We start from the raw sequence: 13,679 nt of genomic DNA on the forward strand, positions 1-13,679 counted from the left end.
CTTAAATCCTGTTGATAATATAATACTTGTTCATTAAGTTTAACATCTGGAGCAAATTTATTATTCATAGGTTTTGAAAGGACGCTAACGGTTGATATTTGCACAAATTTCAGATTGTTTTCATTTGCAAATTTAATCCCATTTTCAACTCCTTTCACATTGACTTTAAATATGTAGTCGTCATAGCTATAGTGTTTTACAATTGCAGCACAATTTATTATTGTATCTATCGGGAGCTCTTCAAGTTTTTTAAAGTCATTAAATTGTGTTATGTCTCCTTCAATTAAAATAATCCGTGAACCAATAAAGGATTCAATGTCTTCATCGAAATAATAGTCGATTAAATTTATCAAACGCTCTTCACAGGATCCATATTCTCCTTTTCGCAACAAGCAATATATTGTTCCATTTTCATTTTTTAGGAATTCATACAATACATGTATTCCAAGAAAACCGGTAACTCCTGTCAATAATACGTTGCCTATTTCATTTTTTTCTCCTTCAAGGAAATTGTCCAATGTGTTTTCATTAAGAAGAGCATTGATTTTTGCATAATCGTAGTTTTCGATAGTTTCTATGTATGCTTCTTTTTCATCATTTTCACCAGTTAAAAATCTAGCTAATTTTCTTGGAGTGGGATTGTTAAAAATATTGTCGTATTTGATGGAATAATCATTTTTTATTAGTTCTATGATTAAATTTGAAGCGGTTAGGGATGTTCCTCCAATATTAAAGAAATTATCTTCCACACCAACAGTTTCGATACTCAGCACATTTGAAAAGATATTGCAAATGTTTTCTTCTAGCTCATTTTCTGGTTTGATGTAATTTGATTCAAGTTTTGGTTCAGGTTGTTGTTTTGTATCAATTTTTCCATTCGGCATTGATGGAATGGACTCTATAGGTATGAAGAGTGATGGTACCATATATGAAGGCAGCTTATTTTTTAGGAATTCTTTTAACTCTCCAATATCTATCTGTTTTGATGAAGTGAAATATGCACAAAGATAATCCACATTATTAATTTTTTTTATTAGAACAACATTTTGTTTTATATTTGGGTATATGCTTAAATTGGATTCAATTTCATCGATTTCTATTCTTAAACCTCTTAATTTAATCTGATTATCGATTCTTCCTTTAATGTCAATTTCTCCATTAGGTAGCATTATCGCATAATCCCCACTTTTGTAGTATGGAATATTGTTGATTTTAATAAACTTTTCTTTTGTTTTATCTTCCATATTGTAATATCCTTTTGATACACCTATTCCGCCTATGTATAATTCACCCATCACTCCATCAGGCAATAATTTGGAATCTATGTCCCTTACATCGGTAATGCAATTTGGAAATGATTTTCCAACATTTATTTTTTTAGGAGTTGTAATTTTTTTGGAGTTACAAGCCACAGTTGTTTCTGTTGGCCCATAATTGTTGTAAATTATGGCATCACAATTGTTTAAGACTTCAGCAACTAATTCTTGGGATAGTTTTTCTCCCCCGACACAAATATGTTTGAAAGTATCAAGTTCTTTTTTGAATTTATCATAATCCAGGTATTGTTTAAGCCTTGTTGGTGTTATGCATGTTAATGTGTCCGGCTTTTCTTTGTGTATCAGGGAGGTTAATTCAAGGATATTTTTTGTTTCATTATCATTAGCTAGAACAATGTGGCATCCGAAGGTCAAAGTCATGAAATCAAGCAGGAAAGCATCAAATGAAATGGTACTTATTGCAAGATTTTTTTTCATTTTTGAGTATAACTTGTAAATGATGCTATTTTCATTTTTTTCAAATAAATTTGTAATATTTAAATGGCTTACCATAACTCCTTTTGGTTTGCCAGTTGACCCGGAAGTATAAATCATATATGCAATGTCTTCAGAATCTATATTCACATTAGGGTTTTTGATATTTTTTTCGCGGAGCAGTTCTTCAATATTTATCTTATTTTCATCTGTTTTGGTAGTGATTATGTAATCTGCTTGGCTATTTTCATAGATATACTCTATTCTTTCTTTAGGATATTCCATATCTACGGGAATAAATGCACAACCTGTTTTTAAAATACCTAAAATCGCTGCAATCATATTGTTATTTCGAGGCAACATTACCAATATGTTGTTTTTAGGTTCTATTCCCTTTTTAATTAGTGCATTAGCTATCCTGTTTGCCTTTTGGTTAAGTTCTTCATAAGTTAACACTTCATCATTTGATGTGATTGCATTATTTTTCGGATTTTCCTGAACTTGTTTTTCAAATTGCTTATGAATGTAGGGAATGTCCACCGGTATGAATTTCGGTGTTTGTTTTTCTTTTTTTAGTGCAACATCAAATATTTTGGTTTGGTCAATGTTGTTTTTTATCAGCTGATTTAAAATACTTTTGAGGGAGTTTATGAATGTTTTCACATAGTCCTGAGTGTATAATTGGTTATTGTATTTTACGTTTATCCTAATGCAGTCAGGGTTGTCCATTATATTCAAAATAATTTTATGGCCGGAATTTATCTCTTCATTAATATTGCAGCTATTATAATAGGAATAAATAAATTCTGAGTTTAACTTTTCTTTTTCAAATGATTGTAAGTTTTCATTTATTGTACTTTCCAATGTTTCATTTACTTGCCTTAAAAATTCCCGTATTGTTTTTTGTCTTTCTTCGTTGTTTATGAAAAAAGGAATGATTTTTCCTAAGATTTTTGAAGAATCGGATGTTGTACTTATTTTTCCATTAAGTGAGATATTTATCAATGTTTTAGATGTAAATGTGAATTTATTCAATGAGAGTATTGTGCCTGCCAAAAACAATGTCTGCTTTGTTATTTTATTTTCTTTACAGAAACCGTTTATGGCAGTTGACTCTATATTAATGGTTGTTTCTTTAATTTTAGGATTGTTTTGATTCCCGTTTTTATCTGGGGTTGTTTATGTAGGTTCTATTACATATTTGACTCATAATATTTTCCTGAATTTTTCATTATATCATTATCTTATTGTTTATTTCGTTTTTTAAATTATTTTATAGATTTTTAATATTTTATGTTTTGTTGTTTATGGAAGTCCATGATGGGATAATAAAACATCTCCAATAAAATGGCATTTTTTCAATAATGAAAAAATTTATATAAATAGTTGAGACAAAAATATATGTATAATTTATAATTTTTAAACATTCGATTTAGAGGATTATTTATGTTTAAAGCAGAATTAAGTGATTCTAGTATATTAAAAACCAGTTTTGATGCTATTTCTTCAATCGTTGATGAAGTACAAATTCAAACTGACAGTGAAGGCATGAGATTAGATGCCTTAGACCGTAGTCACATAACTTTCGTACATTTAGAGTTGAAATCTAGTCTATTTGACGAATACATTTGTGATGTTCCTGAAAAAATCAACATTGACACTGATGAATTTATGAGAGTTCTAAAACGTGCTAAATCACAGGATAGAGTTTTGATGTCAGTGGATGAAGGTAATTTTATTATTACTTTTGAAGGGGATGCAACCAGAACTTTTAAAATTAGATTAATAGATATGGAATATGATAATCCTGTTCCACCAAATATTGAACACCCTACTAACTTTAAAGTTCGTTTCTCTATATTAAAAGACTGTATTAATGATATTGATATATTTTCAGATAAAATTGCACTTCAAGTTGATGAAGATTACTTCATTGCATCTGCTGATGGTGAATTCGGTGATGCAAGCATCAAATATCTTCACGGTGAAAATATTTCTGAACATGCAAAGGCTTTATTCTCATTGGATAAGATTAGAGAAATGCTTAAAGCAGATAAATTTTCAGAGGAAGCTGAAATTAGTTTAGGTACTGACATGCCGTTAAGTTTAACCCTTAACATGGTTACAGGTGATGGTAAACTCAGTTTCTTGCTTGCTCCTAGATTAGAAACAGATGAATAATTTCATTTGTTTATCTTTTTTTATTTTAATTAATTTTTAGAGATGGTATTAAGTGGATCAGTTTTACAAGGAATTACGCACAATCCAAAAAAAGGAACGTAATAACGCTACATTAGCTCGTGTTGAGGAGAATTTTTACAGTAAAATTCATGAGTATCTTGATGATTTAAAACAGCAGGCTATCCGTGATCCATTTTCCAACATTCCTCAGATTTTGCATGAAGCTCAAAGGATAGCTACTGAAATCTGTGAAAGGAGGGAACATAAAATCACTGATGCGGCAGTTGTCAATATCCACAGATCCTATCATTTGTTCACTGGAAAGCCTCAGTTTGACCTGGTCGATACCACTCCATTAAATTTGACTCCCGAAGAGGAGAAGTTCTACTTTTCACTGATTGATACTTTAAAAAATCATAGGGGAAACATTTCACTTGAGAAATTATCTGACGGTGATGAAATACCTGATAAAAAGGTTATAAAACCTAAAGAAACCCAGTCAAATACGTTGATTTCTCCAAAACCAACTGAAAATGATGATAAAATTTTTAAGGCAAATCCCGTTGAGGATAAAAAGACCGAGACAATCGAAAAACAGATTTCTGATTCACAAAACAATCCTCCAAAGGAGGATATTGAGGTCAAGCCTAAAAATGAAAACATTGAAGATAACCCCAATGCCTTTGACGAGACTGAAGAATTTTATGATTTGGAGTCCAGAAAAATCGCTAAGGACACTGAACTCGTTACAATGTTGGTTTTCGATGAAGTCGATCCGATTGTAGGCGTTGATGAGAGAATCTATGGTCCGTTCAGACCTCAGGATTTGGTTACCTTGCCGTTGATAAATGCGAAGGTATTTTTCAAAAATCGAAAGGGCCGTCAAGTAAAAATTTAACCTATTGCCATTAACTTTAAATAACTTGATAAATAGATATATTGAATGTATCTATTTGTGATAATAAAAAATTATATTTTATATAATTTGGATTTTTGCTGCATGTAGACTTGATGCGTTACAAGGCAGTTTTGATCTCTAACGTTTTTTAATAAAATTTGTGTTTAGATAAATTCACTGATGGATTTACAATGACTTATTAATTACGGTGAAAAAATGAAAATACCAAAAGAAAAAAGAACATACTGTCCTTATTGTAAAAGACACACAATACATGAGGTACACACAGCTAAAAGAAAAAAAGCTAGTGAATTAACTTGGGGACAAAGACAATTCAGACGTGTAACTGCTGGTTACAGAGGTTATCCAAGGCCTTTACCTGCCGGAAACAAACCTGTTAAGAAATTAGACTTAAGACTTAAATGTAAAGAATGTGGTAAATCTCACATTAAACAATCTTTCAGAACAGGAAAACCTGAATTTGTAGCTAAATAGGTGATTAACATGGTTAGTAAAGGAAGAGGAAACTTTTTAAAAGTTAAATGTTTAGATTGTGACAATGAGCAAGTAATCTTTGACCGTGCAGCATCTGACGTAAAATGTATTATTTGTGGTAAAACTCTTGTCAAATCCCGCGGTGCTAAAGCTAAAATTACCGCACACATTGAAAAAGTTTTAAACTAGATTCCTAGTTTTAAACTTATTTTTTACTATTTTTTATAATTTTTATTGATGTTGGTGAAAGTATGGTAAGAAAAAGTCAAGAATGGCCTGATGAAGGGGAACTTATTGTCGGTACTGTTTACAAAGTTCTTAATTATGGGGCTTTTGCTAAATTAGAAGAATATCAGGGCAAAGAAGCTTTTATTCATATTTCTGAAGTATCTTCTGGTTGGGTAAAAAACATCAGAGACCACGTAAGGGAAAACCAAAAAATTGTCTGTCGTGTTCTCAGAGTTAATCCTAAAAAAGGGCATGTTGATGCTTCTTTAAAAAGAATCCGTGAAGATCAAAGAACTAAAAAAATCCAACATTGGAAAATTGAACAAAAAGCTGAAAAATTTTTAGAATTATCTGCTAAATCTTTAGATAAAACCTTGGATGAAGCATATGATGAAGTGGGTTATGAGCTCATGGACATCTTTGGTGATGTTTATGGCGCTTTTGAAACAGCTTCTGATGAAGGTGCAGAATCCCTTACTGAAGAAGGAATTCCTCAGGATTGGGCTGATGCTATTACTGAAATTGCTAAAAAGAACATCACTCCTCCTGAAGTTCATATCAGCGGTTATGTAGACATTGAAACTTTCGTGCCAAATGGTGTGGAAATCATTGTTGCCGCTCTTAAGGCTGCAGAGGATAACGGTGATGAGGAAGAGGAAATCAAAGTCCAATGTGTTGGTGCGCCTAGATATAGAATCACTGTTAAATCTACTGATTATTTATTAGCAGAAAAAGCTCTTAAAGCAGCTGCTGACAGATGTATAGCAGTTGTTGAAGAATCTGAAGGAAACGGTTCTTTCTTAAGAGAATTAGATAATTAGATTTTTATGAATATGAAAATGAATAAATGTCCCGAATGTGGAATTTATACTTTAAAAGATGCTTGCCCTAAATGTGGCGGGCAACTTAAAGTTATTTATCCTCCAAAATTCTCAATTGAGGATAAATATGGAAAATATCGTCGTATATTGAAAAAAGAATCAATGAAGGAGCAATAGGATATGGAAATATCAGAGATAACTGTTTTAGAGGAAATTGAATTGGATAATCCTATTTTCATAGAAGCATTGCCAGGTATTGGTCATGTCGGTAAATTGGCTGCCGACCATATGATTGATGAATTTGGGGCAACTAAATTTGCTGAAATTTATTCTCCCGCTTTTCCTCCTCAAGTTCTTGTTAAGGACGAAGGGGTAATTGCAAACATGCTTAATGAATTATATTACCTGAAGGATGTTGGTGAGGATAATTTGGATTTAATAATTCTTGTGGGCAACACACAGGCTCTATCTCCTGAAGGTCAATACTTAATATGTAAGGATATTCTGGAATATGTTAAGCAATTTGATATCAGTAGAATTTTCACATTAGGTGGAATGGCAACCGGACAGCCTATTGAAAGTCCGAAGGTTTTCGGAGCGGCTACCCATGAAGAAGATGTAGAATTATTAAAGGAAGCTGATATTGAAATTAGATCTAACGACGGAGGCATTGTAGGTGCTTCCGGATTATTTTTAGGCCTTGCTGTTCGCCAAGGGCTTCACGGATCTTGCCTTATGGGTGAGACTCCAGGATATTTCATCGACGCGGAATCTGCTGAGGCTATATTGAATAAGCTGTCTTTTTTACTTAATTTTGAAATCAATGTTGATAAATTAGAGGAAAGGGCTGAAGAAACCAGACAAATGATAGCTAAAGCTCAGCAAATGGAACAAGATTTGATTAATAAAGCCAACGCTGGAAATGCAGATGATTTAAGATATATTGGATAGTCAATATATCTATTCTTAACTTTTTTTTGATTATGAATGTTGTAGTCGTTCCCGATGCATCAATGATTGTAATACCATTGATTGAAAAGAATGGTCACACATATTTGTCTCCGGTAAATTTTTCCAGATATGATAACATGGACATTTGTGAAGGCAATTTGTCATATGACCGTTTAATAACTACTTATTCATCAAGCGAAATTCCTTCAGGTGTAAAAGGAAGGCTTTTTTTGCTGTCTAAGGTTCTACCTAACGCAGATGCGGCAATAATTATAGGCAAACGACCAAAGGGTTACTCCAAGATGTATAACGCATTAAATGAACTGATTCTATTTGGCGGGAATTCCTGCAATAATGCCCACAGTCTGACAGTAAAGATGATTCATGACTTGGATATTCCCACATTGAAACTGGCCTACCCCACAAACCAAAGTCAAATCATCGATTTAATCAATAGAACTGACCTTTTTTTAAAAAATTTAAATGATGATTCAAAAGATTCCAATGAGGACGATTTAAATGTTGACTTGTTCAAAAAACAAGACAAATATCCATTCACTGATTTAAAAAGGTTATTAAATAATTTAATATAACATTAACGATTAACCTTTAATCATGTTGGTAAATGCGGATTTTCATGTTCACAGCTGCTTTTCGTCAGCTTCATCAAAGGACATGCTGATTAAGAATATGGCTCCGAAATCAAAACTTAAAGGTTTGCAGCTTTTGGGAACCGGAGATGCATTTCATCCGGGGTGGCTGGATATAATCGAGCAAAGCACGGATTATTCGGGAGATGGAATCTATACTTGCGGAGATATGGATTTCGTTTTGACAACAGAAGTTGAAGGCAAAAACAGAATTCATCATCTGATTATCATTCCGAATATGGAAATTGCTAGGGAATTGTCTGACAGGTTAATATCAAAAAACAAGGATACGGATGGAAGGCCAAGAACAGCCTACACAGGTTTTGAGCTTTTGGAATTGGTAAGGGAGTATGACTGTTTAATAGGTCCGGCACATGCATTCACCCCTTGGACTGGAATGTATAAGTCTTTTGACAGCATTTATGACTGCTATGATAAGAAACCTGATTTCGTTGAGCTTGGATTGTCCGCAGATACTTTTATGGCAGATACTGTCAAGGAACTTAAGGACTTTCCATTCCTGTCAAATTCGGATGCGCACTCTCCATGGCCTCACAGATTGGGTAGGGAGTTTAATGCAATTGAGCTTGAAGATATTTCATTCACTTCCATTAAAAATGCAATAAAACATAGGAAAATCAAAGCAAATTATGGATTGATACCAAACCTTGGAAAGTATCACATGACCGCATGTACCAAATGCTTCAAAATCGTTGATCCTATAATTGCCCGGGAAAATAAGATGAGATGTAGCTGCGGCGGCATAATCAAAAAGGGTGTGGATTATCGAATATCTGAAATCTCAGATTACGGTGAGCCCAAACATCCCGATTTCAGACCGGATTATATTCATCTGATGCCTCTTGCAGAGTTGATATCTACTGTTTATGGCAAGGGGGTTACAACAAAGACGGTTCAAGGCAAATGGCAAAGATTAATTGACAGTTTCCAAACGGAAATAGATGTTTTGATTAATGTTCCTGTAGATGAAATCGAAAAAGTTGATTCAAATATCGCTCCGGCCATTAAGGCATTCAGGGAAAAGTCAATAGATGTCGTTCCCGGTGGTGGCGGACAATACGGTCAGATTTTGTTAAATAAAGAAATTAAAAAAAGAAAAGTAGCTAAAATAACTACTTTGGACAATTTTTAAAAACGGACTTGGAGGGATTTGAACCCTCGATCTTAAGATTAGGAGTCTTACGCCCTTCCAGACTAGGCTACAAGCCCAAAATTATCAAATTACTGTTGATTATAAATATTTTAAAAAAAGCAAATTAAAGAGCGGACCCGCCGGGATTTGAACCCGGGGTCTTCGGATTAGAAGTCCGACGCCCTATCCAGCTAGGCTACGGGCCCTTTAATATAACAATAATAACTTTATTTTTTTTATTATATATATTTATCTATATTATTCACAAAAAAATAAAAAAGGATAAAAAATAAATTTTTTATACTCTTTCAGTCATGCCTGTTGCATCATTAACGGCAATTGTGGCCTGGTTACCAGTATCAGGGTCAAGGATTGGGTTTCCGTTTGAATCATAAATTAGGAATATCCAATATCCTTGGGAATAATAACCACTTCCAGTATATGCGCCTTCTATTCCAACACCACTATTTGCAATGCTTTGTGCTTGAGAATAACTTAAACGTGTACCTTGGCCTTGTCCACCGCCAGAACCGCCTCCGGATCCACCGGAGCCACTTCCAGAACCTGAACCTGTTCCACTTCCACCACCTGTAGTGGTAGCAACAGAAGATCCGCTTCCAGACTTTAAAGTTGAATTATTACCAAGTCCATGGCCTGATGAGTCCCCACCTGCCATACTAGATAAATCTGAGAATATAGGATTATTACTATTGGTTATTCCATAAGCTGCAACAGCCGCTGCAATACATAATACGATAATTATAGAAATTATTATGTTTTCTTTATCCAATAATATCCCTCCATATATTTAATAACTTAGATACTGTGAATAATTAAGTTCCTTATATTTTATATATATTTCTATCTATTTTTTTAGTATTAATTTATAAATATGTTTGAATATATAGTAATAATGTTAGTTTCTAAGTTTTAAAATTGAGGTGACAAATTTGAAAGATAGAGTAGTTATATCCCCTACAACTCGTCAAGAAGGCCATGCCGAATTAGTCATGGAAGTTGATGATGAAGGGATTGTTACAAAAGGGATGTATTTTAGTATAACTCCTGTTAGGGGTTTAGAAAAGATGGTTCTTAACAAAGCTCCTGAAACAGCTCCTGTTTTATGTCAAAGAATTTGTGGAGTATGTCCAATTCCACACACCTTAGCTTCAGCTGAAGCAATGGACATGGCATTAGGAATCGAAATTCCTAAAGCAGGTAAATTGTTAAGAAAAGCTGTCGCAGCAGCACACGGTATTAACAGTGCAGCAATTCACCACTTCTTAGTTGCACCTGACGTTGTCCCTGAGGACAAATTCGTTGATGCAGTTAACAGTGTAAGTGAAGTAAGAAAAACTGTTCAATATGTTGTTGACATGATTGCTGGTGAAGGTATTCACCCATCTGATATTAGAGTTGGAGGAATGGCAAGAAACATTACACCATTCACCAAAGAAAGATTAGTCGAAAGAATGACTGCATTTAAACCAAAACTCGAAGCACACGTTGAATTTATCAAAAACTGTGTTCTTGAAGCTGGCTTACCTGAAGATTTAGGTGTAGTTAACCAACCATTAATGGCAACCGATGCAACTTACGGTACCAACGACTTTGATATGGACAAATTCTCCGAAGTATTACCAGAAGCATGGTATGATGACCCTGAAATTGGTAAAAGAGGATGTTCCGTAATTCCTTTATGGGAAGGTACCAATGTTGAAACTGGTCCAAGAGCAAGAATGGAAAAATTCGCAGGTTTCAAAGGCAAAGGTGTAGTTGCTCAACACGCTGCACGTGCAGACGAAATGTTGAAAAACTATGACGCTTGTATGGAAGCATTAGATGCAATCGATCCTGCCGCACCTGCAAATGTATCATACGATAAAAGAGGAACTGGTGAACTTGGATTTGGTGTTATCGAAGGTCCTAGAGGAACTGACGTACACATGGCACAAGTTGTGGAAGGAAAAACCAAATTCTACTCTGCAATTGTACCAACCACATGGAACATTCCAACAATGGGTCCTGCAACTGAAGGATTCCACCATGATTTCGGTCCACACGTAATCAGAGCTTACGATCCATGTTTATCCTGTGCTACTCACGTAATGGTAGTTGACGATGAAGATAAATCCATTCTCAAAAATGAAATGGTGAGAATCTAGGTATTTGGGAGGATTTATTAATGCCTTATGATTCGGATATAATTGTTATTGGATGCGGGAATGTATTATTCAAGGATGACGGATACGGTCCTATAGTTATCAACATCTTACAAAAAGTTCTTAATGACAAACAAGACTATTATGATCCGGCAGTTACTGATTTTGTAGATAATGAATTTGACAGTGAAATTTTAAAACAGATAGAGGAAAAGGTTGAAGGCATAACATTGCCTGACGGTGTTCAATTTGTTGATGGAGGAACAGCAGCTCCAACCAATTTCTTCCCGTTATATACTGACTATGACTGGAAAAAACTTATTGTTGTTGATGTTGTTGAATTCAATGCTGAACCTGGAACTGTGGATGTTTTCGATCCGAGTGTTATGCAACAAGGGAAATATGACAATCCTCATGGTATGACTGTTGAGGATCCTCTTCGTGAAATTTCCGAAAAATGTGAAGTCGTGATTGTTGGGTGCAAACCTGCTGAAATACCAACTCCGGATATTGATATGGGTTTAACAGAACCTGTAGAAAAGGCTATTCCTAAAACTATAGATATTATTTTAAAAGAAATCGGGGTAAAATAATGTTTGATAAATTGAAAAAAGCTTTTGGCGGTTCATCTGAACCAAAAGCACCAAAAGTAGAGGAAAAAGTTGAAGCTGCTGCTCCTGTAGAAACAAAAGCACCAGAAGAACCTAAAGCTGCTTCAGCTAAACCACGTATTGGTTACATACACTTAAGTGGTTGTACTGGAGATGCAATGTCCTTAACTGAAAATTACGACATTTTATCTACTGTATTAACTGACATGATTGATATTGTATACGGACAAACTTTGGTCGACAAATGGATTCACGGTACTTATGCTGAAGAAATGCCTGAAATGGACTTATGTTTAATTGAAGGTTCCGTATGTTTACAAGATGAACACAGTGTACACGAACTTTTAGAAGCAAGGAAAAAATCTGGTTTAATTGCTGCATTCGGTTCCTGTGCTATGACTGGTTGTTTCACCACCTTCGCTCGTGGTGGTCAACAAGCACAACCTAAACATGAATCATTCTTACCTATTAGTGCATTAGTTAAAGTAGATTTAGCACTTCCTGGTTGTCCTGTAGCTCCAGAAATGATTGCAAAAGCTGTTGTAGCATTATGCAACGGAGACATGGATTACTTACAACCTGCTATTGATAAAGCTGCATGTGATACAGGTTGTGGATGTGACGTAATTACCGGAGTTATCCGCCCAGGATTATGTACCGGTTGTGGAACTTGTGCTCTAGCTTGTCCAACAAGAGCTATGGGCTTTTCTGAAGGCAGACCTAGCTGTGACAGAGACAGATGTATCAAGTGTGGAACTTGTTACACAATGTGTCCAAGAGCTTGGTTACCTGTAAGTAGAATTAAAGAGGACACAGGACTTTAGGAGGAATGGATATGGTATTAGGTACTTATAAAGAAGCGCTCTCTGCAAGATCTACAGAACAAAAAATTCTAGATGTATCACAAGACGGAGGAATTGTTTCAGCATTACTCTGTTACGCACTCGATGAAGGAATCATTGAAGGTGCTGTAGTAGCTGGAACTCCTGACGATGATTGGAGACCTATCCCTACTGTAGTAACTTCCGCTGATGAAGTTATTGCTGCAGCAGGAACCAAATATTCAATGTCCCCAACTTTATCCGCAGTAAAAGAAGCAACACGTCAATACGGATTAGAAAAAGTTGGTGTTGTAGCAACTCCATGTCAAACCCAAGGTTTAAGAAAAGCACAATCTTATCCATTCACTAGATTTGTCGCTGACAAAATCAAATTGATTGTCGGTATCTACTGTATGGAAAACTTCCCAATGGCTTCTCTTGACACCTTTGCTACTGCTAAATTAGGATTTGACAGCTTACAAGACGCTACCAAAATGGACATTGGTAAAGGAAAATTCTGGTTAACCAAAGATGGCGAAGACTCTGGTTTAGCTATTAAAGAAACTCACGGATATGAACAAGCAGGATGTAACATCTGTATGGATTATGTTGCTGAATGGTCTGATGTATCCACCGGTTCAGTAGGATCCCCTGACGGATGGTCCACTGTATTAACCAGAACAGACGATGGTGACAAAGTATTCAAAGGTGCTGTCGATGCTGGTTTAATTGAAACAAAACCAATGGACGAAGTAAAACCTGGTCTTCCTTTACTTGAAAAATTAGCTAAAGGTAAAAAAGACAAAAACGGTAAAGAAAGAGAAAGAAGAGCTAAAATGGGATTACCACTTCCTGTGGAATACTAATCCTTCTTTTCTTTTTTTCTTTTTTTTTAAAAATTAATTATTTTTTAGATTATAACTTGTTTTAAAATTAAAAAAATAGTTAGAAGAGAAA

Annotated in this window: 15 protein-coding genes and 2 tRNA genes; 13 read left to right on the forward strand and 4 right to left on the reverse strand. The window is 34.7% G+C overall.

Annotation, left to right across the window (positions count from 1 at the left end; genetic code table 11):
- Positions 1–2,807, reverse strand: a 2,807-nt coding sequence (locus tag ACJMLZ_RS05490) for an amino acid adenylation domain-containing protein (RefSeq protein ID WP_405304351.1), incomplete at its 3' end; no start/stop codon positions are given.
- Positions 2,808–3,197: 390 nt separating this feature from the next.
- On the opposite strand from ACJMLZ_RS05490, the gene pcn reads away from it, so the two are divergent.
- The 9 genes from pcn to ACJMLZ_RS05535 all read left to right on the forward strand — a co-directional run bounded on the left by pcn (position 3,198) and on the right by ACJMLZ_RS05535 (position 9,128).
- Positions 3,198–3,932, forward strand: a complete 735-nt coding sequence (gene pcn, locus ACJMLZ_RS05495) for a proliferating cell nuclear antigen (pcna) (RefSeq protein ID WP_405304352.1) — start codon at positions 3,198–3,200, stop codon at positions 3,930–3,932.
- 52 nt (positions 3,933–3,984) lie between these two features.
- Positions 3,985–4,830, forward strand: a complete 846-nt coding sequence (locus ACJMLZ_RS05500; RefSeq protein ID WP_405304353.1) for a hypothetical protein — start codon at positions 3,985–3,987, stop codon at positions 4,828–4,830.
- Positions 4,831–5,046: 216 nt separating this feature from the next.
- On the forward strand, positions 5,047–5,325 hold the full coding sequence (locus tag ACJMLZ_RS05505; protein ID WP_405304354.1) for a 50S ribosomal protein L44e: 279 nt from the start codon (positions 5,047–5,049) through the stop codon (positions 5,323–5,325).
- Positions 5,326–5,334: 9 nt separating this feature from the next.
- Entirely contained in the window at positions 5,335–5,514 is a 180-nt protein-coding gene (locus ACJMLZ_RS05510; RefSeq protein ID WP_067044971.1) for a 30S ribosomal protein S27e, read from the forward strand.
- A 62-nt stretch (positions 5,515–5,576) separates the two neighbouring features.
- Positions 5,577–6,374 (forward strand): translation initiation factor IF-2 subunit alpha, encoded by a 798-nt coding sequence (locus ACJMLZ_RS05515; protein ID WP_405304355.1) that lies wholly within the window; start codon positions 5,577–5,579, stop codon positions 6,372–6,374.
- A 6-nt stretch (positions 6,375–6,380) separates the two neighbouring features.
- Positions 6,381–6,551 (forward strand): RNA-protein complex protein Nop10, encoded by a 171-nt coding sequence (locus ACJMLZ_RS05520; protein WP_296804089.1) that lies wholly within the window; start codon positions 6,381–6,383, stop codon positions 6,549–6,551.
- 3 nt (positions 6,552–6,554) lie between these two features.
- Positions 6,555–7,325 (forward strand): proteasome assembly chaperone family protein, encoded by a 771-nt coding sequence (locus ACJMLZ_RS05525; RefSeq protein ID WP_405304357.1) that lies wholly within the window; start codon positions 6,555–6,557, stop codon positions 7,323–7,325.
- Between the two features lie 32 nt (positions 7,326–7,357).
- The gene (locus ACJMLZ_RS05530; protein WP_405304359.1) at positions 7,358–7,918 is read left to right on the forward strand and encodes a DUF2112 family protein; all 561 of its coding nucleotides are present in this window, start codon (positions 7,358–7,360) and stop codon (positions 7,916–7,918) included.
- A gap of 22 nt (positions 7,919–7,940) precedes the next feature.
- A complete protein-coding gene (locus ACJMLZ_RS05535) occupies positions 7,941–9,128 on the forward strand; it encodes a TIGR00375 family protein (RefSeq protein WP_405304361.1) in 1,188 nt (395 codons plus the stop codon).
- Between the two features lie 3 nt (positions 9,129–9,131).
- On the opposite strand, the gene ACJMLZ_RS05540 is transcribed toward ACJMLZ_RS05535, so the two are convergent.
- The 3 genes from ACJMLZ_RS05540 to ACJMLZ_RS05550 all read right to left on the reverse strand — a co-directional run bounded on the left by ACJMLZ_RS05540 (position 9,132) and on the right by ACJMLZ_RS05550 (position 9,918).
- Positions 9,132–9,205, reverse strand: a tRNA-Arg gene (locus tag ACJMLZ_RS05540).
- A gap of 55 nt (positions 9,206–9,260) precedes the next feature.
- A tRNA-Arg gene (locus ACJMLZ_RS05545) sits at positions 9,261–9,334 on the reverse strand.
- Positions 9,335–9,426: 92 nt separating this feature from the next.
- Entirely contained in the window at positions 9,427–9,918 is a 492-nt protein-coding gene (locus ACJMLZ_RS05550) for an endoglucanase (RefSeq protein WP_405304363.1), read from the reverse strand.
- Between the two features lie 160 nt (positions 9,919–10,078).
- Between ACJMLZ_RS05550 and frhA the strand changes: the two genes are divergently transcribed.
- From frhA to frhB, 4 genes are read left to right on the forward strand one after another with little or no spacing between them, the layout of a single operon-like run.
- Positions 10,079–11,293 carry a coenzyme F420 hydrogenase subunit alpha gene (gene frhA, locus ACJMLZ_RS05555; RefSeq protein ID WP_405304365.1) on the forward strand — a complete coding sequence of 405 codons (1,215 nt, stop codon included), beginning with the start codon at positions 10,079–10,081 and terminating at the stop codon, positions 11,291–11,293.
- 20 nt (positions 11,294–11,313) lie between these two features.
- Positions 11,314–11,883, forward strand: coding sequence for a coenzyme F420-reducing hydrogenase, FrhD protein (gene frhD / locus ACJMLZ_RS05560; protein ID WP_405304367.1), 570 nt, complete (start codon positions 11,314–11,316; stop codon positions 11,881–11,883).
- On the forward strand, positions 11,883–12,725 hold the full coding sequence (gene frhG / locus ACJMLZ_RS05565; RefSeq protein WP_405304369.1) for a coenzyme F420 hydrogenase subunit gamma: 843 nt from the start codon (positions 11,883–11,885) through the stop codon (positions 12,723–12,725). The genes frhD and frhG overlap by 1 nt, the downstream gene beginning before the upstream one ends.
- A gap of 11 nt (positions 12,726–12,736) precedes the next feature.
- Positions 12,737–13,588 carry a coenzyme F420 hydrogenase subunit beta gene (gene frhB / locus ACJMLZ_RS05570; protein ID WP_405304371.1) on the forward strand — a complete coding sequence of 284 codons (852 nt, stop codon included), beginning with the start codon at positions 12,737–12,739 and terminating at the stop codon, positions 13,586–13,588.
- Positions 13,589–13,679: the final 91 nt, after the last annotated feature.

Source organism: Methanobrevibacter sp. (assembly GCF_045126245.1).
In the GTDB taxonomy this organism is placed as follows: domain Archaea; phylum Methanobacteriota; class Methanobacteria; order Methanobacteriales; family Methanobacteriaceae; genus Methanocatella.

Excerpts from the sequence above, each read along its gene's own strand:
- ACJMLZ_RS05520 (WP_296804089.1), top strand. The coding sequence starts at position 6,381 with ATGAATATGAAAATGAATAAATGTCCCGAATGTGGAATTTATACTTTA.
- ACJMLZ_RS05530 (WP_405304359.1), top strand. The coding sequence starts at position 7,358 with ATGAATGTTGTAGTCGTTCCCGATGCATCAATGATTGTAATACCATTG.
- pcn (WP_405304352.1), top strand. The coding sequence starts at position 3,198 with ATGTTTAAAGCAGAATTAAGTGATTCTAGTATATTAAAAACCAGTTTT.
- frhG (WP_405304369.1), top strand. The coding sequence starts at position 11,883 with ATGTTTGATAAATTGAAAAAAGCTTTTGGCGGTTCATCTGAACCAAAA.
- frhD (WP_405304367.1), top strand. The coding sequence starts at position 11,314 with ATGCCTTATGATTCGGATATAATTGTTATTGGATGCGGGAATGTATTA.
- ACJMLZ_RS05505 (WP_405304354.1), top strand. The coding sequence starts at position 5,047 with ATGAAAATACCAAAAGAAAAAAGAACATACTGTCCTTATTGTAAAAGA.
- ACJMLZ_RS05535 (WP_405304361.1), top strand. The coding sequence starts at position 7,941 with ATGTTGGTAAATGCGGATTTTCATGTTCACAGCTGCTTTTCGTCAGCT.
- ACJMLZ_RS05515 (WP_405304355.1), top strand. The coding sequence starts at position 5,577 with ATGGTAAGAAAAAGTCAAGAATGGCCTGATGAAGGGGAACTTATTGTC.
- ACJMLZ_RS05510 (WP_067044971.1), top strand. The coding sequence starts at position 5,335 with ATGGTTAGTAAAGGAAGAGGAAACTTTTTAAAAGTTAAATGTTTAGAT.
- frhB (WP_405304371.1), top strand. The coding sequence starts at position 12,737 with ATGGTATTAGGTACTTATAAAGAAGCGCTCTCTGCAAGATCTACAGAA.
- ACJMLZ_RS05525 (WP_405304357.1), top strand. The coding sequence starts at position 6,555 with ATGGAAATATCAGAGATAACTGTTTTAGAGGAAATTGAATTGGATAAT.